The 23,197-nt window shown below is 71.2% G+C and carries 23 protein-coding genes; 16 read left to right on the top strand and 7 right to left on the bottom strand.

Annotation, left to right across the window (positions count from 1 at the left end; genetic code table 11):
* The first annotated feature begins 166 nt into the window (after positions 1–166).
* Together V4Y03_RS23110 and V4Y03_RS23105 are read left to right on the top strand one after the other, a co-directional pair.
* A complete protein-coding gene (locus tag V4Y03_RS23110; protein WP_317878560.1) occupies positions 167–757 on the top strand; it encodes an N-acetylmuramoyl-L-alanine amidase in 591 nt (196 codons plus the stop codon).
* Between the two features lie 49 nt (positions 758–806).
* Positions 807–1,751 (top strand): 1-aminocyclopropane-1-carboxylate deaminase/D-cysteine desulfhydrase, encoded by a 945-nt coding sequence (locus V4Y03_RS23105; RefSeq protein ID WP_332436154.1) that lies wholly within the window; start codon positions 807–809, stop codon positions 1,749–1,751.
* On the opposite strand, the gene V4Y03_RS23100 is transcribed toward V4Y03_RS23105, so the two are convergent.
* Positions 1,727–3,325, bottom strand: coding sequence for a Na+/H+ antiporter (locus V4Y03_RS23100; RefSeq protein ID WP_332436153.1), 1,599 nt, complete (start codon positions 3,323–3,325; stop codon positions 1,727–1,729). The genes V4Y03_RS23105 and V4Y03_RS23100 overlap by 25 nt on opposite strands.
* 47 nt (positions 3,326–3,372) lie before the next feature.
* On the opposite strand from V4Y03_RS23100, the gene V4Y03_RS23095 reads away from it, so the two are divergent.
* The 3 genes from V4Y03_RS23095 (at position 3,373) to V4Y03_RS23085 (ending at position 5,454) form a co-directional block, all read left to right on the top strand.
* A complete protein-coding gene (locus V4Y03_RS23095; protein ID WP_056567228.1) occupies positions 3,373–3,633 on the top strand; it encodes a UBP-type zinc finger domain-containing protein in 261 nt (86 codons plus the stop codon).
* Positions 3,634–3,973: 340 nt separating this feature from the next.
* Positions 3,974–4,387 (top strand): anti-sigma regulatory factor, encoded by a 414-nt coding sequence (locus V4Y03_RS23090; RefSeq protein WP_332436152.1) that lies wholly within the window; start codon positions 3,974–3,976, stop codon positions 4,385–4,387.
* On the top strand, positions 4,384–5,454 hold the full coding sequence (locus tag V4Y03_RS23085) for an RNA polymerase sigma factor SigF (protein WP_332436151.1): 1,071 nt from the start codon (positions 4,384–4,386) through the stop codon (positions 5,452–5,454). The genes V4Y03_RS23090 and V4Y03_RS23085 overlap by 4 nt, the downstream gene beginning before the upstream one ends.
* Positions 5,455–5,458: 4 nt before the next feature.
* On the opposite strand, the gene V4Y03_RS23080 is transcribed toward V4Y03_RS23085, so the two are convergent.
* Positions 5,459–5,911, bottom strand: coding sequence for a hypothetical protein (locus V4Y03_RS23080; RefSeq protein WP_317875622.1), 453 nt, complete (start codon positions 5,909–5,911; stop codon positions 5,459–5,461).
* Between the two features lie 106 nt (positions 5,912–6,017).
* Here V4Y03_RS23080 and V4Y03_RS23075 point away from each other — a divergent pair, with 106 nt between their 5' ends.
* Together V4Y03_RS23075 and V4Y03_RS23070 are read left to right on the top strand one after the other, a co-directional pair.
* On the top strand, positions 6,018–6,986 hold the full coding sequence (locus tag V4Y03_RS23075; RefSeq protein ID WP_317875623.1) for a diacylglycerol/lipid kinase family protein: 969 nt from the start codon (positions 6,018–6,020) through the stop codon (positions 6,984–6,986).
* Positions 6,987–7,304: 318 nt separating this feature from the next.
* Entirely contained in the window at positions 7,305–7,562 is a 258-nt protein-coding gene (locus V4Y03_RS23070; RefSeq protein ID WP_003953983.1) for a WhiB family transcriptional regulator, read from the top strand.
* 195 nt (positions 7,563–7,757) lie between these two features.
* On the opposite strand, the gene V4Y03_RS23065 is transcribed toward V4Y03_RS23070, so the two are convergent.
* Complete coding sequence (locus tag V4Y03_RS23065; RefSeq protein WP_317875624.1) at positions 7,758–9,239, bottom strand: histidine kinase N-terminal domain-containing protein; 1,482 nt, start codon at positions 9,237–9,239, stop codon at positions 7,758–7,760.
* Between the two features lie 596 nt (positions 9,240–9,835).
* Here V4Y03_RS23065 and nagB point away from each other — a divergent pair.
* Positions 9,836–10,621, top strand: coding sequence for a glucosamine-6-phosphate deaminase (nagB, locus tag V4Y03_RS23060; protein WP_317875625.1), 786 nt, complete (start codon positions 9,836–9,838; stop codon positions 10,619–10,621).
* Positions 10,622–10,721: 100 nt separating this feature from the next.
* Here nagB and V4Y03_RS23055 read toward each other — a convergent pair whose 3' ends face one another.
* The 4 genes from V4Y03_RS23055 to V4Y03_RS23040 form a co-directional block, all read right to left on the bottom strand.
* Positions 10,722–12,245, bottom strand: coding sequence for a glycoside hydrolase family 3 protein (locus tag V4Y03_RS23055; protein WP_332436150.1), 1,524 nt, complete (start codon positions 12,243–12,245; stop codon positions 10,722–10,724).
* A gap of 9 nt (positions 12,246–12,254) precedes the next feature.
* Positions 12,255–13,121 carry a carbohydrate ABC transporter permease gene (locus V4Y03_RS23050; RefSeq protein ID WP_442809710.1) on the bottom strand — a complete coding sequence of 289 codons (867 nt, stop codon included), beginning with the start codon at positions 13,119–13,121 and terminating at the stop codon, positions 12,255–12,257.
* Positions 13,118–14,140, bottom strand: a complete 1,023-nt coding sequence (locus tag V4Y03_RS23045) for a carbohydrate ABC transporter permease (RefSeq protein ID WP_317875627.1) — start codon at positions 14,138–14,140, stop codon at positions 13,118–13,120. The genes V4Y03_RS23050 and V4Y03_RS23045 overlap by 4 nt, the downstream gene beginning before the upstream one ends.
* A 137-nt stretch (positions 14,141–14,277) precedes the next feature.
* The gene (locus tag V4Y03_RS23040; protein WP_317875628.1) at positions 14,278–15,573 is read right to left on the bottom strand and encodes an extracellular solute-binding protein; all 1,296 of its coding nucleotides are present in this window, start codon (positions 15,571–15,573) and stop codon (positions 14,278–14,280) included.
* A 285-nt stretch (positions 15,574–15,858) separates the two neighbouring features.
* Between V4Y03_RS23040 and V4Y03_RS23035 the strand changes: the two genes are divergently transcribed.
* From V4Y03_RS23035 to V4Y03_RS23000, 8 genes are all read left to right on the top strand, one after another.
* Positions 15,859–16,623: a GntR family transcriptional regulator gene (locus tag V4Y03_RS23035; protein WP_317875635.1), complete on the top strand. Its 765-nt coding sequence runs from the start codon at positions 15,859–15,861 to the stop codon at positions 16,621–16,623.
* 420 nt (positions 16,624–17,043) lie between these two features.
* Positions 17,044–17,244, top strand: a complete 201-nt coding sequence (locus tag V4Y03_RS23030) for a hypothetical protein (RefSeq protein WP_332436149.1) — start codon at positions 17,044–17,046, stop codon at positions 17,242–17,244.
* 26 nt (positions 17,245–17,270) lie between these two features.
* The gene (locus V4Y03_RS23025; protein ID WP_332436148.1) at positions 17,271–17,549 is read left to right on the top strand and encodes a hypothetical protein; all 279 of its coding nucleotides are present in this window, start codon (positions 17,271–17,273) and stop codon (positions 17,547–17,549) included.
* 95 nt (positions 17,550–17,644) lie between these two features.
* Positions 17,645–18,670 (top strand): glycosyltransferase family 2 protein, encoded by a 1,026-nt coding sequence (locus V4Y03_RS23020; protein ID WP_332436147.1) that lies wholly within the window; start codon positions 17,645–17,647, stop codon positions 18,668–18,670.
* 40 nt (positions 18,671–18,710) lie between these two features.
* Entirely contained in the window at positions 18,711–19,673 is a 963-nt protein-coding gene (locus tag V4Y03_RS23015) for a UbiA prenyltransferase family protein (RefSeq protein WP_332436146.1), read from the top strand.
* The gene (locus V4Y03_RS23010) at positions 19,670–20,707 is read left to right on the top strand and encodes a lysylphosphatidylglycerol synthase domain-containing protein (protein ID WP_332436145.1); all 1,038 of its coding nucleotides are present in this window, start codon (positions 19,670–19,672) and stop codon (positions 20,705–20,707) included. The genes V4Y03_RS23015 and V4Y03_RS23010 overlap by 4 nt, the downstream gene beginning before the upstream one ends.
* Positions 20,704–22,134, top strand: coding sequence for an aspartate aminotransferase family protein (locus V4Y03_RS23005; RefSeq protein WP_332436144.1), 1,431 nt, complete (start codon positions 20,704–20,706; stop codon positions 22,132–22,134). Before V4Y03_RS23010 ends, V4Y03_RS23005 begins: the two co-directional genes overlap by 4 nt.
* A complete protein-coding gene (locus V4Y03_RS23000; RefSeq protein ID WP_332436143.1) occupies positions 22,128–23,189 on the top strand; it encodes an NAD-dependent epimerase/dehydratase family protein in 1,062 nt (353 codons plus the stop codon). The genes V4Y03_RS23005 and V4Y03_RS23000 overlap by 7 nt, the downstream gene beginning before the upstream one ends.
* The last annotated feature ends 8 nt before the right edge of the window (positions 23,190–23,197 follow it).

Raw genomic sequence — 23,197 nt, 5'->3', positions numbered from 1 at the left:
CGACGATCTTCGGGGCATGTCACGTGATTTCCATCCGAACAGCGGAGCCCCACCCGCCCCATCGGCCGATGTCCGGATCGGCTCGCACACCGTCCGAACGGATGGCAGCGGAGTGGCGGACTCCGGTATTCCGGAAGCTCACCCCGTCCTCCGGAGGGAGTCGGTCATGTCCTCACCCATGTCGGCCAGCAGGTTCCTCGACGCGCTGCGCGACGAAGGCCTCACGGTCGTCCAGGTCGGCGAATGGTCCACCCACAACCGCAACCACAAGGGCCCCTGGGGGCCCGTGTACGGCGTGATGATCCACCACACCGTGACCCGGGGCACCGCGAACACCGTCCGGATCTGCCGGGACGGCTACGCGGCCCTGCCGGGACCGCTCTGCCACGGCGTGATCGCCAAGGACGGCACGGTCCACCTCGTCGGCTACGGCCGCGCCAACCACGCGGGGCTCGGCGACGACGAGGTGCTCCGGGCGGTCATCGCCGAGCAGGGGCTGCCGCCGGACGACGAGGCCACGACGGACGGCAACCGGTACTTCTACGGCTTCGAGTGCGAGAACCTCGGGGACGGCGAGGACCCGTGGCCGAAGGTCCAGCTGGAGGCCATCGCGAAGGCGGCGGCCGCGTTGTGCCGGGTGCACGGCTGGACGCAGCGCTCGGTGATCGGGCACCGGGAGTGGCAGCCCGGGAAGGTCGACCCGCGCGGCTTCACGATGGCCTCGATGCGGGAGCGGATCGCCGACGTCCTGAGCTGAGCGCGCGTGGGGCGGTTCCACGGCTCCGCCGGCCACGGACAATGGCCGGGTGAACGCGTTCGACCTCTCCCGTCTCCGGCCCCGGCTCCCCTCGCCCCTGGAGCCGGTGGAGGACGCGCGCTTCGCCCGGCGCGGCCTCACACTGCTCCTCAAGCGCGAGGACCTGATCCACCCCGACCTGCCGGGCAACAAGTGGCGCAAGCTCGCCCTCAACCTGGGTGCCGCCGCCGGGCGTCCCGTGCTGACCTTCGGCGGCGCGTACTCCAACCACCTGCGGGCGACCGCCGCCGCCGGGCGGCTGCTCGGCTTCCCCACGGTCGGGATCGTCCGGGGCGACGAGCTGGCCGGGCGCCCGCTCAACCCCTCCCTCGCACGGTGCGCGGCGGACGGGATGCGGCTGGAGTTCGTGGACCGGGCCACGTACCGCGCGAAGAACGATCCGGCGACCCTCGCACGGCTCCTCGGCCGTGCCCCCGCGGGCGCGTACGTGGTCCCCGAGGGCGGCAGCAACGCGCTCGCGGTGCGGGGCTGCGTCGAGCTGGGCCGGGAGCTCGCCGGAGTGGCGGACACGGTCGCCGTCGCCTGCGGGACCGGCGGCACCCTCGCGGGCCTCGCGGCCGGGCTCTCCCCCGGGCAGCGGGCGCTCGGCGTCCCGGTCCTCAAGGGCGGCTTCCTGGGCGGGGAGGTCCGCGCCCTCCAGGAGGCGGCGTTCGGCGGGCCGCGCGGTGGCTGGACGCTGGACGAACGTTTCCACTGCGGGGGGTACGCGCGCACGTCCCCCGTTCTGGAGGCCTTCGCACGCGACTTCGAGGCGCGGCACGGACTCGCCATCGAGCGACTGTATGTGGCCAAAATGCTGCACGGCCTGACGACCCTCGCGGAGGAGGGCGCGTACCCGGCGGGCACCCGGCTCGTGGCCGTCGTGACGGGCGCGCCGGACGGGGCGCGGGCGGACGACCCCGGCGGCACTCAGCCGTCCGACTCCTCGCGGTAGGCCGCCGCCTCTTCCAGGTCGAGCCTGCGCAGCAGCGTCCGCATCATCTCGTCGTCGATCCGGCGCGCGTCCCGCAGCTGTACGAAGACCTCCCGCTCGGCGTCGATCATCTCGCGCGACAGCCGCCGGTAGGTGTCGTCCGCCGTCTCGCCGGTGACCTCGTTGACGGAGCCCAGCCGCTCCCAGACCGCGTTGCGGCGCCGTTCGAGGACCGTGCGCAGCCGGTCGGCGAGGGGCTTCGGCAGGGCGTTGCGCTCGTCGGCGAGGAGCTCGTCGAGGCGTTCCTCGGCGGCCCGCGAGGCCTCGCTCTGCGCCTGCGCCTCGGCCAGCGTCTCGGCGTACCCGTCCCGGCCGGGGAGCTTCAGGAGCCGGATCAGGGGCGGCAGGGTCAGTCCCTGGACCACCAGGGTGCCGATCACGGTGGTGAAGGTGAGGAAGAGGACGAGGTTGCGGGCCGGGAATTCCACGCCGTCGGTGACGACGGGGATGGAGAAGGCGATGGCCAGGGAGACCACGCCGCGCATGCCGGCCCAGCCGACGACGAGCGGCGCCCGCCAGTCCACCTCGGGCTCCCGTTCCCGGATGCGCGGGGACGTCCAGCGGGGCAGGAAGGTCGCCGGGTAGACCCAGACGAAGCGGACGACGACCACGGCGACGAAGACGCCGACCGCGTACCGGACCGCCTCGCCGATCCCGTACGGGCCGAGTCCCTGGACGACGTACGGCAGCTGGAGGCCGATCAGGGCGAAGACGGCGGACTCCAGGACGAAGGCGACCATCTTCCAGACCGCCTCCTCCTGGAGCCGGGTCGCGAAGTCGACCTGCCAGGCGCGGTGGCCGAGGAAGAGGCCGACCACGACGACGGCGAGGACTCCGGAGGCGCCGACCTCCTCGGCCGCCGCGTAGGCGACGAAGGGGATGAGGAGGGAGAGCGTGTTCTGGAGGAGGGAGTCGCCGAGGGTGCGGCGCAGCCAGTGGATGGGGACCATGAGGACCAGGCCGACGCCGATGCCGCCGAGGGCCGCGAGCGCGAACTCCCCCAGGCCGCCCGCCCAGCCGATGCCCTCGCCGACGGCCGCCGCGAGGGCGACCTTGTAGGCGGTGATGGCGGTGGCGTCGTTCACCAGGGACTCGCCCTGGAGGATCGTGGTGATCCTGTTCGGCAGGCCGAGCTTGCGCGCGATGGCGGTGGCGGCGACGGCGTCCGGCGGGGCGACCACCGCGCCCAGCACGAGCGCGGCGGTCAGCGGCAGGTCGGGGACGAGGACGTACGCGAGCCAGCCCACGGCCACGGTGGCGAAGAGGACGTACCCGACGGAGAGCAGCGCGACGGGCCGGATGTTGGCCCGCAGGTCGAGATAGGAGGAGTCGACGGCCGCCGTGTAGAGGAGCGGGGGCAGGATCAGCGGCAGCACGATGTGCGGGTCGAGGGTGTAGTCCGGCACCCCGGGGACGTACGAGGCGACGAGACCGAACGCGACGAGCAGCAGGGGGGCGGGCACCGGTGTCCGGCGCGCGATCCCCGCGATCGCGGCGCTCGCCGCCACCAGCGCCACCAGTTGCAGTGCGTCCATGCCCGTCTGCCCCGTCCCTGTCCGTGCCGCAACGTAACCTGGCCATCATGAGCGAGTGCCCGCACGTAGCCGAAATGCCGCGCCCCGAACCGGCGCCGCTGGCCGACACCTGTCCCGAGTGCCTTGCGGACGGTACGCATCCGGTCCAGCTGCGGCTCTGTCTGGCCTGCGGGCACGTCGGCTGCTGCGACTCCTCGGCGGGGCAGCACGCGACGGGGCACTTCTCCACGACCGGGCATCCGGTGATGCGGACGTTCGAGCCGGGCGAGGCCTGGCGCTGGTGCTTCGTGGACGGCTCGATCGTCTGACCGGGACCCGCGGTCCGGGCCGGATCGTCCGGCCGTCCGCCGGTCCGGTCGTAGGACCGTCCGGCGATTCGGCCGTCCGACGGTTCGGCCGCCCCCCGGTTGGGTACGTCACCCCTCCGCCGGTCGCTCGTCCCGGCCCCCGCAGACCCCTGCCCACCGTCCGCGCCCATGGGCCTACCATGGGTGACGGTCGGTGACGGGGGCGGCGGGAGCCGACGGCGACATGGCGGGACCGATCGCGATAGCGTCACGGCGGACTGCGCAGTCCCTGCGTACCGCCCGGTTCGGGGGGCCCTTTCCCCCGAGCCCCGAATGAGCTTGTGCCACCTTGGAGGTGAGGGTGTCCCAGATCACAGGCGAGCCCGGGACCCAGGACTTCGTGGAAGTCCGGCTGCCCGCTGCGGGTGCCTATCTGTCCGTGCTGCGTACGGCCACGGCCGGTCTCGCGGCGCGCTTGGACTTCACCCTCGACGAGATCGAGGACTTGCGGATCGCGGTCGACGAGGCCTGCGCCATCCTGCTCCAGCAGGCCGTGCCGGGGTCCGTCCTCAGCTGTGTCTTCCGGCTGGTCGACGACTCCCTCGACGTGACCGTCTCCGCCCCGACGACGGACGGCCGGGCGCCCGAGCGGGACACCTTCGCCTGGACGGTGCTCTCGGCACTGGCCGGGAAGGTGGAGTCGTCGGTGGCCGAAGACCGTACGGTCTCGATCAGCCTGTACAAACAGCGCGGCGCGGGGCCAGGCCCGGCGTGAGGCGCGGGGACGCGACGGCCGGCATCCCTGAGCAGCAGGCACGGCCGTATGAGGTCGCTACGGAGCAGGCGGACCAGATGAGCGAGCACGAGCAGCACCACGAGGTTCCCGAGACACCCGGTGTCTCCGAGGCCCCCCGGGGCCCCGCGAGTGCGGAGGGCTCCGCCGCGGCTCCCGAGGAGCCGCGGCCGGCGGAGGCCGATGCCGCCGCGGACGCGCGCGGGGACGCGGAGGCGGACGCCGGCGCGGGGAAGCCCGGGGACGAGGCCGAGGAGGACGACGAGGAACCGGACGTCCCCGCCGCCCCGGACCCGCACGACCGGAGCGGCGCCCGCGCCCTCTTCGTCACACTGCGCGAGCTGCCCGAGGGCTCCCCGGAGAAGGCGGAACTGCGCAACCGGCTGGTACGGATGCACCTGCCGCTGGTGGAGCACCTGGCCCGGCGATTCCGCAACCGCGGCGAGCCGCTGGACGACCTGACCCAGGTCGCGACCATCGGCCTGATCAAGTCGGTGGACCGGTTCGACCCGGAGCGCGGCGTCGAGTTCTCGACGTACGCCACCCCCACGGTCGTCGGTGAGATCAAGCGCCACTTCCGTGACAAGGGGTGGGCGGTCCGGGTGCCGCGCCGGCTCCAGGAGCTACGGCTCTCGCTGACCACGGCCACGGCGGAGCTCTCCCAGCAGCACGGCCGCTCGCCGACCGTGCACGAGCTGGCGGAGCGGCTCGGGATCTCGGAGGAAGAGGTCCTGGAGGGGCTGGAGTCGGCGAACGCCTACTCGACGCTGTCCCTGGACGTCCCCGACACGGACGACGAGTCGCCGGCGGTCGCGGACACGCTCGGCGCGGAGGACGAGGCCCTGGAGGGGGTCGAGTACCGCGAGTCGCTCAAGCCGCTGCTCGAGGACCTGCCTCCCCGGGAGAAGCGGATCCTGCTGCTGCGCTTCTTCGGGAACATGACCCAGTCGCAGATCGCGCAGGAGGTCGGCATCTCGCAGATGCACGTCTCCCGGCTGCTGGCACGGACCCTGGCGCAGCTGCGGGAGAAGCTCCTCGTCGAGGAGTGACCCGTCAGGCCTGCTGACCGGGGCGCCGGATGCCGAGCGCCTCGGTCGTGGCCGGGTTCACGAGGAGGACGAGCCCGGCGACGGCCAGGACGCCGAGGACGACGCCGGCCGGGATCATCGCGCTGTTCGCCTGGATCATCTGCCAGGCGACCGGCAGGGCCAGGATCTGGGTGATCACGGCCGGGCCTCGGCTCCAGGAGCGGCACAGCCACAGACCGCGGGCGGCGGCCAGCGGGATCAGACCGAGTGCGACAAGGGTCACAGCTCCGGTCGTGGCCCCGGTGAGGTCGTCGGACGTCCCGGTCAGGGCGTGCACCAACATGTACACGCCACCGGCGACGAGCCCGAGGGCCTCCACACCGGCCACGACCGCCGCCGCGGCGAGGCGGACGGGTCGGGCGGCGGGTCGGGCGGCGGGGGTCTGGTCCGTGCTGTTCGTGGGCTCCGTACTGCTCATAGAGGGCAGGGTAGCGGGGGCGGGCCGGGGCTTACGGAGCCGGGCGAGCCGTCCAGGGAGCGGGCTGGACTGGGCCCGGTACCGAGGGGTAGGTACCCTGACGCTCATGCGCGCACTTCTCGTGGTCAATCCGGCAGCCACCACCACCAGTGCCCGCACCCGTGACGTCCTGATCCACGCGCTCGCCAGCGAGATGAAGCTGGAGGCGGTCAGTACCGAGTACCGCGGACACGCGCGTGACCTGGGCAGACGGGCCGCCGACTCGGGCAACATCGACCTCGTGGTGGCCCTCGGCGGCGACGGCACGGTGAACGAGGTCGTCAACGGACTGCTCCACGACGGGCCGGATCCCGAGCGGCTCCCGGGACTGGCGGTGGTCCCCGGCGGCTCGACGAACGTGTTCGCCCGCGCCCTCGGACTGCCAAACGACGCCGTGGAGGCGACCGGCGCCCTGCTCGACGCCCTGCGTGAGCGGCGGGCACGCACGGTGAGCCTCGGGCTCGCCTCGGGAACGCCGGGCACGGACGACGAGTCCGTCCCCTCCCGCTGGTTCACCTTCTGCGCCGGCCTCGGTTTCGACGCGAGCGTCATCGGCCGGGTCGAACAGCAGAGGGAGAGAGGGAAGCGGTCCACGCACGCCCTCTATCTGCGCCAGGTGGCGCGTCAGTTCCTGGAGGAACCGAACCGCCGGCACGGCACGATCACCCTGGAGCGCCCCGGCGCCGAGCCGGTCGAGGACCTCGTCCTCTCCATAATCTGCAACACCTCCCCCTGGACCTACCTGGGCAATCGTCCGGTGTACGCGTCCCCGGAGGCCTCCTTCGAGACCGCGCTCGACGTCCTCGGACTGCGCCGTCTGTCCACTCCGGCGGTGGCCCGCTATGCCACCCAGCTGCTCACCTCGACCCCCGAGCGAGGGCCGCGCGGCAAGCACGCCGTGTCCCTGCACGACCTGACCGACTTCACCTTGCATTCGAAGGTCCCTCTCCCCCTCCAGATGGACGGAGACCACCTGGGACTGCGTACGAGCGTGACGTTCACAGGCGTACGCCGTGCACTGCGTGTGATTGTGTGAGTGGAAGGGCCCAAAGTCCTTTCACTCGAACGTTTAGGCGCGCATCCACCCCTTAGAAGTACGGCTGTGACCTAGCCGACACCGAGGAATCAAAAAAAACTTTCCGGAAGGGGTTGTATCCGTTGCTGGGGTTTGGGAGTCTCTTCTTGGCGATCGGGACGGCCCGCAACACCGGCCTCCACTGAGAGCCAGAACCCCTCCTCAGCAACAAGGACCACACCAGTTCACCTGGCAGTCGGCCCTTCCCTTGCGGGGGGATTCGTGAAAGCGTTCACATTCACAAGCAACTCGCACGTAACACTGAGAGAGGTAGCAGCCATGGACTGGCGTCACAACGCCGTTTGTCGTGAGGAAGACCCCGAGCTGTTCTTCCCCATCGGCAACACCGGTCCTGCGCTGCTGCAGATCGAGGAAGCCAAGGCCGTCTGCCGCCGCTGCCCCGTCATGGAGCAGTGCCTGCAGTGGGCGCTCGAGTCCGGCCAGGACTCCGGCGTCTGGGGTGGCCTCAGCGAGGACGAGCGCCGCGCGATGAAGCGCCGTGCCGCTCGCAACCGGGCGCGTAACGCCAGCGCCTGAGCCACCTGCACAGCCTGAGGCACGCGGCGCGTACACAGCGTACGCAATCACCGCTCCCGAGCCGCAGCACGCAGCAGTAACCCACAGCATTCGAGCCCCGGACCGATTTCCTCGGTCCGGGGCTCGCTGCTGTTCCGCCTTCGGGCTTTCCCCGGATTCCGGCCTTCTCCGGTTTCCGCCATTCCTGCCGTACGGCTACTTCAACGGCTGTACGGGAATGTCGAGGACCACCTTCGTGCCGCGTTCGGAGCCCGGCAGCATGTCGAAGGAACCGCCCAACTCCCCTTCCACCAGGGTCCGTACGATCTGGAGGCCGAGATTTCCCGCGCGCTGCGGATCGAATCCCTCGGGCAGCCCGCGGCCGTCGTCCCGGACGGTGATCAGGAGCCGGGCATCGGCCCTGGGTTCGCCGCGCACCGCGGTGACTTCGACGGTGCCCTCGTCGCCCGGGGCGAAGGCGTGCTCCAAGGCGTTCTGCAGGATCTCGGTGAGGACCATGGCGAGCGGGGTCGCGACCTCGGCGTCCAGAATGCCGAAGCGGCCGTTGCGCCGGCAGGTGATCCTGCCCGGGGAGATCTCGGCGACCATCGCGATCACCCGGTCGGCGATCTCGTCGAACTCGACGCGCTCGTCCAGGTTCTGAGACAGCGTCTCATGGACGATGGCGATCGAACCGACGCGCCGCACGGCCTCGTTGAGGGCCTCGCGGGCACTTCTTCCGCCTGGGGCGGCCGCGTCCATCCGGCGAGCCTGCAGGCGCAACAAGGCGGCCACCGTCTGGAGGTTGTTCTTCACCCGGTGGTGGATCTCCCGGATGGTGGCGTCCTTGGTGATCAACTCGCGCTCGCGACGGCGCAGTTCGGTGACGTCCCTGAGCAGGACGAGCGAACCGATCCGGGTGCCCTTGGGCTTGAGCGGGATCGCCCGGAGCTGGATCACCCCGCCGTTGCCCTCGACCTCGAACTCGCGGGGCGCGTAGCCGGAGGCGAGGGTGACCAGGGCCTCGTCCACCGGGCCCCGGGACGGGGCGAGTTCGGCGGTGATCTGGCCGAGGTGCTGGCCGACCAGGTCGGCGGCGAGACCGAGCCGGTGGTACGCGGAAAGGGCGTTGGGCGAGGCGTACTGGACGATGCCCTCGGCGTCGAGCCGGACCAGACCGTCGCCGGCGCGCGGCGAGGAGTCCATGTCGACCTGCTCGCCGGGGAAGGGAAACGTTCCGGCGGCGATCATCTGGGCGAGGTCGGAGGCCGACTGGAGGTAGGTCAGCTCAAGCCGGGAGGGGGTGCGGACGGTCAGCAGGTTGGTGTTGCGCGCGATGACGCCGAGGACCCGGCCCTCCCGGCGCACGGGGATGGACTCGACCCGTACCGGGACCTCCTCGCGCCACTCGGGGTCGCCCTCGCGGACGATCCGGCCCTCGTCGAGAGCGGCGTCGAGCAGCGGGCGGCGGCCTCGCGGCACCAGATGGCCGACCATGTCGTCCTGGTAGGAGGTGGGGCCGGTGTTGGGCCGCATCTGCGCGACGGACACGTACCGCGTGCCGTCGAGGGTCGGGACCCAGAGGACGAGGTCCGCGAAGGAGAGGTCGGAGAGCAGCTGCCACTCCGACACCAGCAGGTGGAGCCACTCGAGGTCGGAGTCGCTCAGGGCGGTGTGCTGGCGCACGAGGTCGTTCATGGAGGGCACGGTGCGAGCGTACCCGCGGAATAAAGGGCCGGTGAACCTGGATCTCCTGGGCTACGTGTTGGAGTATGGGCCAGGAACGACCGCGCTCCTGTGGATGGACAGACAAGAATGGTCTAGTCCACAATGAACGCAACAGAGCCTCCATCCTCCCCGCACAGGAGGATGGAACGAGGTACCCGACGCTCTCTGCCCTGACTGCGTCGAGACCTCCCACAACGGCCGAGGGACCGCACACCCCCGGCCGGCGCAACTCCGGGCTGCGGTGCCGGACGGGCTGAGGGTCCCGTCAGGCGCCGCGGCCCGCGGGCGTTTCCGGGGGCTTCGCCGGGCGCCTCCGCCGACACGGCGCTCATCGCGGTCCCGGCCACCACCGCAAGCTCCTCCGCCATGGCCCCGTCGCGGGCCCGCCGCGGCATGCCCCGGGGTTCGAGTGGCTCGGGTGAGCGGGGCGGCCGACGATGGAGGCGGCGGGGCGTCCGGGAGGCGGAACAGCATGAGGGGAAGGCCCCTCCTCTGCTAGATTTGCCTTTGATTGGTCTATACCACACGGTTCCTCACCAGCCCCTCACCAGATCGGCAGGCACAGCGTGGAAGTTGTCATCGTCAAGGACGCCAAGGCGGGCGGCGAGCTCATCGCGGACGGCATCGCCGACCTCCTGCGCCGCAAGCCCGACGCGCTGCTCGGCGTGGCCACGGGCTCGACTCCGCTGCCCATCTACGACGCCCTGATCGCCCAGGTCGAGGCCGGCTCCGTCGACGCCTCGCGGGCCCGGATCGCCCAGCTGGACGAGTACGTCGGCCTCCCCTCGGGCCACCCGGAGTCGTACCGCTCCACGGTGCTCCGTCAGGTCGTCGAGCCGCTCGGGCTCTCCCAGGAGGCCTTCATGGGCCCCGACGGCTCCGCCGACGACGTCCTGGCGGCCTGCGAGGCCTACGACCGGGCGCTGACCGCGGCCGGTGGTGTCGACCTGCAGATCCTCGGCATCGGCACCGACGGTCACATCGGCTTCAACGAGCCGTGCTCCTCGCTCGCCTCCCGCACCCGGATCAAGACGCTCACCGAGCAGACCCGCGTGGACAACGCCCGTTTCTTCGGCAACGACATCGAGCAGGTGCCGCACCACGTCATCACCCAGGGCATCGGCACCATCCTGGAGGCCCGTCACCTGGTGCTGCTCGCCACCGGTGAGGGCAAGGCCGAGGCCGTGGCGCAGACCGTCGAGGGCCCGGTGGCGGCGCTCGTGCCGGCCTCCGCGCTCCAGCTGCACCCGCACGCCACGGTCGTGGTGGACGAGGCCGCCGCCTCCAAGCTGAAGCTCGCGGACTACTTCCGTCACACCTTCGCCGCCAAGCCCGCCTGGCAGGGCATCTGAACCGCCCGGAACCCCCTGTGACCGCGCCGCGGTCACGACGAAGGGGCCCGGCACCTGTTCAGGTGCCGGGCCCCTTCGCGTACGCCTGCCGGAGCGGCCGTCAGGCGCAGGTGCCGACGACGGCCTCGGCGGCGGCCCGGCCGCAGACCCGGGCCGCGCCGTGGGTGGCGATGTGCAGGGCCCCGCGGGGCTCCGCCTCGTTCAGGCCCATCTCGACCACGACCGTGTCGGGGCGGGCCGCGACGAGGCCGTCCAGGGCCTCGCCCATCCAGGGGTGGCGGTGGACGTCACGTACGACCGCCACGATCCGCCGCTCCCCCGCTGCGGCGAGGACGGCGTCCACGGAGGAGTCGGCGTAGGAGCCGGTCTCCGTGCCGGGCAGCAGCCGGTCCAGCTCGGCCGCGACGCCCCAGGGCGTCTCGTCGCCCACCGCGAAGTTCGCGACGGGCGTGAAGGAGGCCACGTAGGGAGCGCTGCTCATCGGCGTGTACGGCCGGTCCCCCCGGGTCACCTTGAGGGCCCGGCGGGCGGCGACGAGTCCGATGCCGGCGCCGGGCGCGGTCCCCTCCTGCGCTGCCGCGCCCGGCACCGATTCAGCCCCCCTGGCCCGGTGCGCCTGGGTCCAGGACGCCAGGGCGCGCACGCGCGCCGCGGCGTCGGCCAGCCGCTCCTCGGGCAGTTCACCGGTCCGTACCGCGTTCACCAGCGCGTCGCGCAGCTGCAGCACGGTGTCCTCGTCGCACAGCCCGCCGCCGACGCAGATGGCGTCGGCGCCCGCGGCGATGGCGAGGACGGATCCGCGCTCGATGCCGTACGTCGCGGCGACGGCCTGCATCTCCATGCCGTCGGTGACGATCAGGCCCTCGAAGCCCAGCTCCTGGCGCAGCAGACCGGTGAGGATCTGCGGGCTCAGGGTGGCCGGACGGTGCGGGTCGAGCGCGGAGAGCAGGATATGCGCGCTCATGACCGCTTTGGTACCCGCGGCGATGGCCGCGCGGAAAGGCACCAGCTCACGGGCGTGCAGTGTGGCGAGGTCCACATCGATCCGGGGCAGCGCGTCGTGGGAGTCCACGTTCGTGTCGCCGTGCCCGGGGAAGTGCTTGGTGCAGGCCGCGACCCCGACGCCCTGGAGGCCGTCGACGTACGCCACGGTGTGCCGGGCGACCAGGTCCGGGTCCGGCCCGAAGGACCGGACGCCGATGACCGGGTTCTCGGCGTTGGAGTTGACGTCGGCGGACGGCGCCCAGTTGAGGTCGACGCCGCACCGGGCGAGCCGGCGGCCGAGCTCGCGGGCCACGGCCCGGGTGAGCTCGACGTCGTCCACGCTGCCGAGCGCGTAGTTGCCGGGGAACGACGACCCCTGCTTGACCTCCAGGCGGGTGACGTCGCCGCCCTCCTCGTCGATGGCGACGAGGACGTCGTCCCGCTCGGCCCGCAGCTGCGCGGTGAGCGCGGCGAGCTGCTCGGGGCTGACGATGTTCCGGCCGAAGAGACCGACCGAGGAGAGGCCCTCGCCGATGCGGCGGAGCAGCCAGTCGGGCGCGGTGGTCCCGACGAAGCCGGGCTGGAGCACCGTGAGCGCGTCACGGGTCAGGGTGTCCGCGCCGTGTACGAGTGTGGTCATGGGGAGCCGTTATCCCTTCACCGCGCCGGCGGTCATGCCGCCGACGGCCTTGCGCTGGAGGAAGAGGAAGACGATGAGGACGGGCAGTGCGAAGAGCGTGGAGGCGGCCATGGTGGCGCCCCAGTCGCTGCCGAACGCGGTCTGGAACTGGGTCAGCCAGAGCGTCAGGGTCTGCGACTCCTTGTCCTTGTTCAGCATGAGGATCATGGCGAACTCGTTCCAGGCGGTGATGAAGCCGAAGAGCGAGGTCGACATCAGTCCGGGGGCGAGCAGCGGGAAGATCACCTTGCGGAAGGCCTGTGCCCGGGTGCAGCCGTCGATCTGGGCGGCCTCCTCCAGCTCGACTGGGACGGCGGCGATGAAGCCGCGCAGGGTCCAGATGGTGAAGGGGAGGACCATCACGAAGTAGATGAGCGTGAGCATCGGAATGCTGTTCAGCATGTCGTTCTCACGGGAGATCATGTACATCGCGATGACCATGACCTCCCAGGGGGCCATCTGCGCCAGCATCACGATGAGGACGATGCCCTTGCGTCCCCTGAACCGCATGCGGGCGATGGCGAAGCTCGCGGCCAGGGCGACGAGGAGGGCCAGGAGGACGGCGCCGATGGTGACGGTGAGGCTGTTGGTGACGTACGTCCAGAACAGGTCGACACCGGTCGCCGTCGTGTAGTTCTCCAGCGTCGGCGTGAAGACGAAGACGGGGTCCTTCGTCATGATCTCGTGCTGCGGCTTCAGCGAGGACGAGAACATCCAGTAGACGGGGAAGACGAACACCACCGCGATCACGAGGGCGCTGACGTTCTTGGCGACCGTGCCGACCGTGAGCGGCTTCCTGGTGCGCAGCTTCTGCGGAGTCGGGTTGGTGGTGCTCACAGCTCCTCCTCCTGCTTCAGGATCAGGCGGAAGTAGAAGGACATGACCGCGATGAGCATCACGATCGTCAGGATGGAGATGGCGGCGGCGACACCGTAGTGGAACTGGCCGACGCCCTCGATGTAGGCGAAGACGGGGAGCGTCTCGGAGCCTCGGTCGGGACCGCCCAGGTTCATCGCGTAGACCTGCGCGAACGCCTTGAAGATCCAGATGATCTCCAGGAACGTGGTGATCATGAAGAAGGACTTCAGGTTCGGGAAGACCACGGCCCAGAAGGTCCGCCAGCCGCTGGCGCCGTCCATCTTGGCGGCCTCGTACAGCTCGGTCCCGACGGTCGTCAGGGCGGCGTACATGTTGAGGGCGACGAACGGGACGGAGCCCCAGACGAGCAGGATCAGGATGATGACCAGGGTGGAGAAGCCGGTCTCGAACCAGTTGTGCTGCTCGTAGCCGGCGAAGCCGAGCGTGCGCATCAGCCAGTTCACGACGCCGAACTGCTCGTCGAAGAGCCAGCGGAAGACCGTGACGGAGGCGACGATCGGCATGGCCCAGGCGAACATCAGGGCCAGCGAGAGGACCAGTCGCATCTTCTTGCCGAGGCGGTTGAGCAGCAGGCCTATGCCGGTGCCGATCGCCATGATGAGGACGACGTTGACGGCGGTGAAGACGAGGCTCCGGACGACGACGGTCCAGAAGTCCGGGTCGCCGAGCAGGTCCTTGTAGTTGTCGAAGCCGATCCAGACCGACTCGCGGGTGATGAATTCCTTCCGGTTGATCTGCTGGAAGGAGAGGATCACATTGCGGATCAGCGGGTAGAGCAGCAGCACCGCCATGGACAGCAGGGCAGGCGCGACGAGCAGGTACGGCAGCAGCCCGCCGGGCAGGGAGCGTCTGCCGCGCGAAGGCTGAAGGACTTCCTTCGGGCCCGAAGGGGGTGGCGGAGTCTGAGACTTCCCTGCCGCCCTCCCGGGCGCGTCCTGGGGACCGGCGGTCGCCGTCCCCTGGGAGTCCACGGTCATGGTCTTTTTCCTCGCGGTTCTGGGGCTCCCGCGCCCACCGGGGCACGGCCCGGGGGAGCGGGCCGCTGTTCACTGCTTTTCAGCAAAGCGCCGGTGGTGCGGCCGGTGCGATACCGGCCGCACCACCGGGCTACGGATTACTGCTGGTTGATGCGCTCGTTGATGACCTTGTCGGCCGCCTCCGCGGCCTTCTTGGCGTCCTCACCCTTCAGGACCTTGGTCATGTAGTCCTTGATCGGGTTCGGGGCGGTCTCGACGTTCGCCCAGCCCGGGGTGACCGGGGTGACCTTGCCGGAGGCGGAGGACAGGGCCATGGCCTCGGCGAAGGAGCCGGCGGCGGGCTTGAACTGCGCGGCGTCCGTGTTCGGAAGCAGCGCACCCTCGGTGGCGGCGGCGTACTTCGTCATGAAGTCCTTGCCGGCGGCGAGGGCCAGCCACTCCTTCGCGAGGTCCTTGTTCTTGGAGCGCTCGGCGATGGCGAGGTTCGAGCCGCCGAGGAAGACGGAGCCCGGCTTGTCGGCGGTCTTGCCCGGGATCGGGAAGTAGCCGAAGTCAGCCGTCTTGCCGGCCTTCTTCATGGCGTCGACCGCGCCGGCGGCCTCCCAGCCGAGACCGATCCAGGAGGAGACGCCACCCTTCGGGACGACGTCGGTCGACTGCTGCGGGGTCGCCTCGTCCTTGTCCTTCGGAGCGGTGGAGTAGGACGCCAGCTCCTTGTAGAAGTTCATGGCGTTGACGGCCTCGGGGGAGGACAGGTTGCCCTTCCACTTGTCGCCGTCCTTGACCGCGAGGTCGCTGCCCTCGTCCCAGACGAGACCGGCGAGGACGTACCAGCTCTGGCCCGGCAGGTAGATCGCCTGCGACTTCGGGTCGGAGGACTTGAGCTTCTTCAGACCGTCGATCCACTCGGCGCGGGTCTTCGGCGGGGTGACACCGGCCTTCTTGAAGGCGGCCTTGTCGTAGACGACGACGCGGTTGGCGGCGTACCACGGCGCGGAGTAGAGCTTGCCGTCCAGTTCGTTGGAGGCGACCATGCCCTTGTTCCAGGCGTCGTAGCCCAGCGTGGCCTTGTCACCGCTCAGGTCGGCGAGGCCGCCCGTGACGGCGTAACCGGCCGTCTGCGTGTTGCCGAGCTCCAGAACGTCCGGCGGGGTGTCCTCGGAGAGGGCGGTGGTGACCTTCTCCTGGATGCCGTTCCAGATCTGCTTCTCGACCTTGACCTTGACGCCCGGGTGCTTGGCCTCGAAGGCCTTGTTCACCTCGGCCATCCAGGTGTCCGGAGCGGAACCGTCCATGACCCAGACCGTCAGGGTCTTGTCGCCCCCGGCCGTCGCCTTGGCGCCGTCCTTGCCCGTGTCGCTGTCGGAACCACACGCAGCGATAGAGACCATCATGCCCGCGACGCCGATCGCCGCGATGAGCTTGCGCTTCACGCCACCCTCCTCAGGGATGCCTGCAACCCCTGCCCACCGCGCGAAGACATACGTCAGGTAGTGCTCGTGGGGCTGGGACCTGGTCTTTAATGGTTTAGACCAGTACCCGGAGCTTGGCCTAGACCTTTAGGGGTGTCAAGGGTGTATAAGAAGGGCAGTCGCGTCCGTTATCGGACCGACACCTGAGGGAGGGCGACGACCCGTGACCGGTCCGTGCCACCATGTGAGCCGCGACAGACGGAGGAGCCGGTGACGGCAGCAGCACAGGAGTCGGGAAGGCAGGCCATGGCCACGGACGCGGGCAGCACGGAGACGGAGGGTGGGGCACCCACCCGTACCGCGCGCGTGCCCAAGTACTACCGACTGAAGCGGCATTTGCTCGACATGACGGAGACCCTGCCGCCCGGCACGCCGGTCCCGCCCGAGCGCACTCTCGCCGCCGAGTTCGACACCTCGCGCACCACCGTGCGCCAGGCCCTGCAGGAGCTGGTCGTCGAGGGCCGCCTGGAGCGCATCCAGGGCAAGGGCACGTTCGTGGCCAAGCCCAAGGTGTCCCAGGCCCTGCAACTCACCTCCTACACGGAGGACATGCGCGCCCAGGGCCTGGAGCCCACCTCGCAGCTCCTCGACATCGGTTACGTCACGGCCGACGACACCCTCGCCGGGCTGCTCGACATCTCGGCCGGCGGCCGGGTGCTCCGCATCGAGCGGCTGCGCCTCGCGAGCGGTGAGCCGATGGCGATCGAGACGACCCATCTGTCGGCGAAGCGCTTCCCCGCGCTGCGCCGCTCGCTCGTGAAGTACACCTCGCTGTACACGGCGCTCGCCGAGGTGTACGACGTGCGCCTCGCCGAGGCCGAGGAGACCATCGAGACCTCCCTCGCCACCCCGCGCGAGGCCGGGCTGCTCGGCACGGACGTCGGCCTGCCGATGCTGATGCTCTCCCGCCACTCCGTGGACGCCCAGGGCGAGCCGGTGGAGTGGGTGCGGTCCGTCTACCGGGGCGACCGGTACAAGTTCGTGGCGCGCCTGAAGCGCCCCAACGACTGAGCCGCCCCTCCCGTACACGCCGAACGGCCGCACCCCACCGGGTGCGGCCGTTCGGCGTTTCCGGGGGCCGTACGCACCGGGACACCGGGGCCGCACGTGCCCGGGACACCAGGGCCGTACCGGCCCGGCGGCCGGACCAGGTCATTCCGGGGCCGTACGGGAGATGACGGGCGCCCGGCACCTTCCGCCTGGCAGCAACATGACGCCTCCCCGGTACGCCCAGGTCAGCGGCGCGCGGCGGCCGGGCGTACCGACTGGCTCCAAACGGCCACGCGGTTGGCGCCAGCCGGATTCCGGTGACAGGGCCCCTCGGCCGGGCCAGTCTTGGACCTGTCGAAGCCGCCCGGCAGAGCCCGGGAGCGGCGGCGGGAGACCTCCCCCGACAGCCCCGATCCGCATCGCCAGGAAGGCAGTTCCGCCATGCTCAGCGCCGCCCGTTTCGCCACTTTCGCCCGCATTCAGGTCCGTCCCGTCCTCGCCCTGCTCGTCCCCGCCACCGCCGCGCTCGCCGTCGTCCTCGCCGCCCAGCCGGCGCCCGCCGCCCCGAGCGTCACCGCGCAGGACCTGACGGTGGCGGCGGCGCAGACCACCGACAGCGACAACGGGTTCTCCTGGGGCTGATCGTCATCTACCTCATCGGCGTCTCGATGAGGGCACCGGACGACGAACCCGCACCGGACACCGACCCCCCACCGGCCCCGTCCGCCGCCGCACTCGTCGAGACGCTGCAGTGCCTCGCCCGTCCGCAGGACCGCTTCGAGTCCGCACGGGCGCTGGTTCTCGACCGGTCGGTCCGCCTCGCCCTGTACGTCGGCGGCCCCGACGAGATCGAGGCCGTGGGCCACGCGCTGCTGCTCTGCCGGCTCCTCCTCGGCCACTCCCCCGCACTCTCCCGCCACCGCATCGCGGACTTCCGGCTCCTCTGACGCCCCACCTCGCGCGGAGTCCCCTACCCCACGAGCCCCCACCGCCCGAAGAGCCCCGCGGAAAGCCCCCGCCCCAAGGAACCCAAGGAACCCCCATGCCCAGGGCCCGGCCCAGCGTGTCCGTCATCATCCCCAACTACAACTACGAGAAGACCCTCCACGCCTGTCTGACCTCGGTCTTCGCCCAGACCCACGCCCCGCTCGACGTCATCGTCGTCGACGACGCCAGCACGGACCGGTCCCGGGACATCGCCCGCGAGTTCGGCGTCGTCCTGATCGCCGGTCCCCACAACCGAGGGGTGTCCGCCGCCCGGAACACGGGGGCCGCCGCCGCCCGCGGCGAGGTCCTCTTCTTCCTCGACTCCGACACCGCCCTCCACCCCGAGGCCCTCGCCCACGCCGCCGACCTGCTCCGGGACGACCCCGGTCTCGGCTGCGTCCACGGGGTGCTCGACCCCGAGCCGCTCTTCGACGACGGGCCGGTGGAGCGCTACCACGCCCTGCACGCCCACTTCTGGCGCCGCCGGGCCGCCGGCGAGGTCCGTACCGCCTTCTTCGCCCTCGGCGCCATCCGCAAGGACGTCTTCGAGGCCACCGGCCCCTTCGACGAGAACCTCCGCGACTCGGAGGACGTCGAGTACAGCGGGCGGCTCGTCCGGACCCACCGCATCCTGATGACCGAGTCGATCCGCGGCCGGCACGACGACGTCGACCGGCTCGGGGCGATGCTCTCGGAGCAGTACCGGCGCTCCCAGCTCCTGATCGCCGCGCTCGGGCAGCTGCGGGAGGGCGGTCTCACCGCCAACCGCCCGCTCGGCGTCCTCGCCGCCGCGCTCACCCTGCCCACCCTGGCGCTCGGTCTGCTCACCCCCTGGCTGCTGCTGGTCCCGGCCCTGTGCGCGCTGCTCTTCGCCTGCGCCGATCCCGGCCTCAGCCGGTTCGCGCTGCGGACCCGGGGCCCCGGCTTCCTCCTGTACTTCACCGCCGTCCACTTCGTGCTGCACCAGGCGATCGTGCTCGGCGCGGCCCGGGGTGCCGTGCGCTGGCTGACGGAGCCGGACTTCGGGCCCGGTGTGCGGCGCCGCCCGGCCCCCGCCGCCTCCCCCTCCACCTCCGCATGACCTTCCGTACGACCACGACCCTCCCCACAGGAGTACGTCCATGGCCACGCCCACGCTCACCGGCCGAGAGGCACCGGCGGTCCCGCCGCCTGCCTCCCGTCCCCCCAGTCGTCTCGCCGACCTCACCGCTCTCGTCCGGCCCCACCAGTGGACGAAGAACCTGGTCGTCGTCCCCCTCGGACTGCTCGGCGCGCCCCGGCTCGACGGTGCCGCGCTCGGCGGCGCCCTGGCCGCGATCGGTGTCTTCACCCTGGCCTCCGCGCTGATCTACCTGGTCAACGACCTCGGTGACCGGGACCGCGACCGGCGGCACCCGGAGAAGCGGCACCGGCCGATCGCCGCCGGCCGGATCGGGGTGGCGAGCGCCGTCTCCTTCGCCGCCGCCCTCGCCGTCCTCCTCGCGGTGACGGTCGGCCTGACGGTCCTCACCGGCACGGCCTCGCTCGTCGACTGGTGGCCGGTCGCCGCGTACGTCGCGCTCAACGCCGCGTACAGCAAGGGGCTCAAGCACGTGCCCCTGCTCGATGTGTTCATCGTCGCCCTCGGCTTCGTCCTGCGGCTCGCGCAGGGCTGCCTGGCCTCGGGGAACCCGGTGCCGAGCTGGCTCACCCTCTGCGTCTTCTCGCTCTGTCTGCTGCTGATCCTCGGCAAGCGGCGCCACGAGATGGCGGTCGGCGGGGTGCTGCACCGGCCCGCGCTGCGCGGCTACACCCTCGGCTTCCTCGACCAGTTGCTCGCCTTCACCGCGGTGCTCACGGCGGTCAGCTACGTCCTGCATGTGCAGAGCAGCCCCGCGTTCGGCCCGCACGGTCCGCTGGTCGCGGTGCTCACCGCGCCGTTCGCGCTGTTCGGACTCGCCCGCTACCTCCAGCTGCTGGTGGTCGACTCGGGCGGCGGCAACCCCTCGCGCGCCCTGTTCAGCGACCGGATGACCGTCTCCAACGCCCTCCTCTGGTCGGCGCTGCTCGCCGGCGCGTGGCCGCTCAGCCACCTCGGGTCATGACGCTCACCACCGCCGTACCGACGGCGTCCACGGAGGCGGGGTCCACGGAGGCGGGGTCCACGGAAGCGGCGGGGCCGGCCGGCGGAGGGGCCGCCGCCGCCCGCACCAAGCCCGGTCTCCTGCGCCGCGCCCTGCCCGTCCTCTTCCCCGTCGCCGTCGTCACCGGCATCGGCTTCGTCCTCTACGGCCGGGCCGGTGAACTCGCCGGCCTCGTCCTGCGGCCCGACTCCGTCCCGTACCTCCTCGTGGCGCTCGCCGCGAACGCCGTCGCCGTCCTCTTCTCCATGGCCACCTGGCGGACCCTCCTGTCCGACCTCGGGCCACGCGTGCCGGGCCGGACCGCCACCCGCATCTACTTCACCTCCTACCTCGGCAAGTACGTGCCGGGCGCCGTCTGGGGCGTCCTCGCCCAGCTTCGGATGGGCGGAGCGGCCGGGGTGCCCGCGCCGGTCGTGCTCGCCGTGTTCCTGCTGAACCTGATCGTGGCCGTCCTGACCGGTCTCGCCGTCGGCCCGCTCGCCGCGCCGTGGACGATCGGCGCCGAGGCCTGGTGGCTGGTGCTGCCGGGCGCGGTCACCCTCGCCTTCGCCGTACGCCCCGGGCTGCTCCACCGGCTTGCCTCGTCCGCCGCCCGGCTGGCCCGGCGGCCCGCCCCGGGGACCCGGGCGAGCGACCGGGGCATGCGGCGGGCCATGGCCTCCGCCACCGCCTCCTGGGCGGTGGGCGGACTCCATCTGTGGGCGCTGGCCGTGATGCTCGGCGCCCCGCCGCTGACCGCGCTGCCGGTCTGCGTGGGCGGCTTCGCCCTGGCCACCGCCGCCGCCAGCCTCGTGGTGGTGCTGCCGGACGGCTGGGGCGCCCGCGAGGCCCTGCTGCTGCTCGCCCTGACCGCCGTACTGCCCTGGCAGGAGGCGACCGCCGTCGCCGTCGCCAGCCGGGTGGTGTGCACGCTCAGCGAGGTCCTCGTCGGCGGCGCCGCCCTCCTCCTCACCCTTCCCCGCCGCTCCCCCACCGACCCGAAGGAACGGACATGACCGCCCTCTACACCGTCGACGACTGCGAGTCGCTGACGGCCAAGCAGGTCCACGGCCTCTACAAGGACCACGTCAACAAGAGCCAGGTCTCCCTGATGACCTCCTTCGGCTTCGGCCAGGAGCTCGTCGAGAGTGCCGAGGGCGTCTGGATCACCCAGCGCGACGGCCGCCGGGTGCTCGACTTCACCGGTGGTGTCGGGGTCCTCAACCACGGCCACAACCACCCCCGGATCCTCGCCGCCCGGCAGCGCTTCCAGGAGCGCCGGAGCATGGAGGTCCACAAGACCTACTTCTCGCCGTACGTCGCCGCACTCGGCCACAACCTGGCGGAGCTGCTGCCCGGCGACCTGAACATGTCGTTCTTCCCCAACTCCGGGGCGGAGGCGGTCGAGGGCGCGGTCAAGCTGGCGTACAAGTTCCACGGCGGCCGGCGCTCCCGGGTGCTGCGGGCCGACATCTCCTTCCACGGCAAGCTGCTCGGCTCGGGCAGTCTGACCGGCCAGAACCAGTCCGGGTTCCAGTTCCCGGGCATCCCGGGCGTGGGGATCTTCCGGTACGGCGACCTGGGATCGGTCCGGAAACTGGTCGCCGAACTCCGCGCCGACAAGGGCGAGTCGGACGTGTACGCGATCCTCATCGAGCCGCTGTCGGCGTCCACGATGAACGAGTGCTCGGAGGAGTTCCTGCGCGGACTGCGGGAACTGTGCACGGCCGAGGGCATCGTGCTGCTCTTCGACGAGATCTACACCGGCTGGGGCAAGACCGGCACCCTGTTCCACTTCATGCGGTACGAGGGTCTCGTCCCCGACATCCTCACCACCTCGAAGTCCTTCGGCGGCGGCAAGTCCTCCATCTCCGCGTTCGTCGCCCGCGAGCCGGTCTTCCGCAAGGCCTACGACAACCTCACGGACGCCCTGCTCCAGTCGACGTCGACCACCTACTACGGCTTCGGCGAGGAGGCGGTCACCGCGATCGAGGCGGTCAACGTGGCCGTGGAGGACGACTATCCGGCCCGTGCCCGGGACATCGAGCGGATCCTCGCCCCCGGTCTGGAGCGGATCGCGAAGGAGTACCCGGACGTGGTGGCGGAGGTACGCGGCCACGGCGCCCTGCACGGGGTCTTCCTGCACAAGGGCCCGAAGATCCTGGAGCTGGTCACGAAGCTGGTGCCGGGCGCGATGACGAAGGACCCGCGCTTCCGCACCAAGCTCATCACCTCGTCGGTGGTCAACGCCCTGTACCGGGACCACGGCGTCTACACGTACTACACGCTCAACGGCGACAACCCGCTGATGGTCGCCCCCTCGCTGGTCGCCGAGCCGCACGAGGTCGAGTTCTTCCTCGACGCCCTCGACAAGACCCTCGCCCAGGGTCTGCCCCGTCTGCTCACCCGTTTCGTCAAGGAGAAGGTGTCGTCGCTGTGGTAGAGCGCATCGTGGTGACCGGCGGTGCCGGAATGCTCGGTTCGACGCTGATCGACCGGCTGCTCGACGAGGGCCGCCAGGTGCACTGCGTGGACCTGCGGGCCCCGCGCACCGGGCACGCGAACCTGACGCACACGGTCTCGGACGTCCGGGACGCGGTCGTGATGAAGCGGGTCACGGCCGAGGCGGACGTGGTGGTGCACTGCGCCGCCGCCCTGCCGAGCTACCCGGCCGACATGATCCGCTCGGTGATCGTCGGCGGTACGGAGGCGGTCCTGACGGCCGCCGAGGCGAACGCCGTGCCCAGGGTCGTGCACATCTCCTCGACCGCCGTGTACGGACTGCCGAAGGTGGTGCCGACGCCCGAGGAGTACCCGCGCGAGCCGGTCGACACGTACAGCGCCGCGAAGGCGGAGGCCGAGGAGGTCGCCGAGCGCTTCCGGGGCCGGGAGATGTGCGTACCGATCCTGCGGCCCAAGACCTTCCTCGGGCCGGGCCGGATGGGGCTGTTCGCGATGCTCTTCGAGTGGGCCGAGGAGGGCCGGAACTTCCCGGTCCTCGGCCGGGGCGACGTCCGCATCCAGATGTTCGACGTGGCCGACCTGGTCGACGCGGTGGTGACCGCGATGCACGCGCCGGCCGAGCGGGCCGACGACACCTTCAACCTCGGCGCCACCGAGTTCGGCACGATACGCGAGGACTTCCAGGCCGTCCTGGACGCGGCCGGCCACGGCAAGAAGGTCCGCTCGCTGCCCGCGAAGCCGGCCCTGGCCGCGCTGAGCCTGCTCCAGCGCTCCGGGCTCTCCCCGGTCTACGGGCGGCTGCTGCACAAGCTCCTCGACGACAGCTTCGTCTCCACCGACAAGGCCGCCGACGTCCTCGGCTTCCGGCCGGAGCACTCCAACCGGGACGCGATCCTGCGCACCTACGCCTGGTGGCGCGAGCAGCGGCGCACCGCGCCCCCGGCGGGCGCCCGCCCCGCGAAGAGGAGCGAGGGCGTCACCAGTGTCGAACCGTGGCGGCAGGGAGCCCTCTCCCTCGCCAAGGTCCTCTTCTAGGAGAACCC

Origin of the sequence: Streptomyces sp. P9-A4, assembly GCF_036634195.1 — a bacterium.
In the GTDB taxonomy this organism is placed as follows: Bacteria; Actinomycetota; Actinomycetes; order Streptomycetales; family Streptomycetaceae; genus Streptomyces.
Note: the sequence above shows the minus strand (reverse complement) of the source record. Positions and strands in the feature narration are given on the sequence as shown.

What these genes read in the sequence shown, in the direction of transcription:
- V4Y03_RS23065 (WP_317875624.1), bottom strand. Translation starts at nt 9,239, where the DNA reads ATGAACGACCTCGTGCGCCAGCACACCGCCCTGAGCGACTCCGACCTC.
- V4Y03_RS23080 (WP_317875622.1), bottom strand. Translation starts at nt 5,911, where the DNA reads ATGAGCAGTACGGAGCCCACGAACAGCACGGACCAGACCCCCGCCGCC.
- V4Y03_RS23045 (WP_317875627.1), bottom strand. Translation starts at nt 14,140, where the DNA reads ATGACCGTGGACTCCCAGGGGACGGCGACCGCCGGTCCCCAGGACGCG.
- V4Y03_RS23095 (WP_056567228.1), top strand. Translation starts at nt 3,373, where the DNA reads ATGAGCGAGTGCCCGCACGTAGCCGAAATGCCGCGCCCCGAACCGGCG.
- V4Y03_RS23055 (WP_332436150.1), bottom strand. Translation starts at nt 12,245, where the DNA reads ATGACCACACTCGTACACGGCGCGGACACCCTGACCCGTGACGCGCTC.
- V4Y03_RS23035 (WP_317875635.1), top strand. Translation starts at nt 15,859, where the DNA reads ATGGCCACGGACGCGGGCAGCACGGAGACGGAGGGTGGGGCACCCACC.
- V4Y03_RS23010 (WP_332436145.1), top strand. Translation starts at nt 19,670, where the DNA reads ATGACGCTCACCACCGCCGTACCGACGGCGTCCACGGAGGCGGGGTCC.
- V4Y03_RS23070 (WP_003953983.1), top strand. Translation starts at nt 7,305, where the DNA reads ATGGACTGGCGTCACAACGCCGTTTGTCGTGAGGAAGACCCCGAGCTG.
- V4Y03_RS23020 (WP_332436147.1), top strand. Translation starts at nt 17,645, where the DNA reads ATGCCCAGGGCCCGGCCCAGCGTGTCCGTCATCATCCCCAACTACAAC.
- V4Y03_RS23110 (WP_317878560.1), top strand. Translation starts at nt 167, where the DNA reads ATGTCCTCACCCATGTCGGCCAGCAGGTTCCTCGACGCGCTGCGCGAC.
- V4Y03_RS23030 (WP_332436149.1), top strand. Translation starts at nt 17,044, where the DNA reads ATGCTCAGCGCCGCCCGTTTCGCCACTTTCGCCCGCATTCAGGTCCGT.
- V4Y03_RS23100 (WP_332436153.1), bottom strand. Translation starts at nt 3,325, where the DNA reads ATGGACGCACTGCAACTGGTGGCGCTGGTGGCGGCGAGCGCCGCGATC.
- V4Y03_RS23015 (WP_332436146.1), top strand. Translation starts at nt 18,711, where the DNA reads ATGGCCACGCCCACGCTCACCGGCCGAGAGGCACCGGCGGTCCCGCCG.
- V4Y03_RS23025 (WP_332436148.1), top strand. Translation starts at nt 17,271, where the DNA reads ATGAGGGCACCGGACGACGAACCCGCACCGGACACCGACCCCCCACCG.
- V4Y03_RS23075 (WP_317875623.1), top strand. Translation starts at nt 6,018, where the DNA reads ATGCGCGCACTTCTCGTGGTCAATCCGGCAGCCACCACCACCAGTGCC.
- V4Y03_RS23005 (WP_332436144.1), top strand. Translation starts at nt 20,704, where the DNA reads ATGACCGCCCTCTACACCGTCGACGACTGCGAGTCGCTGACGGCCAAG.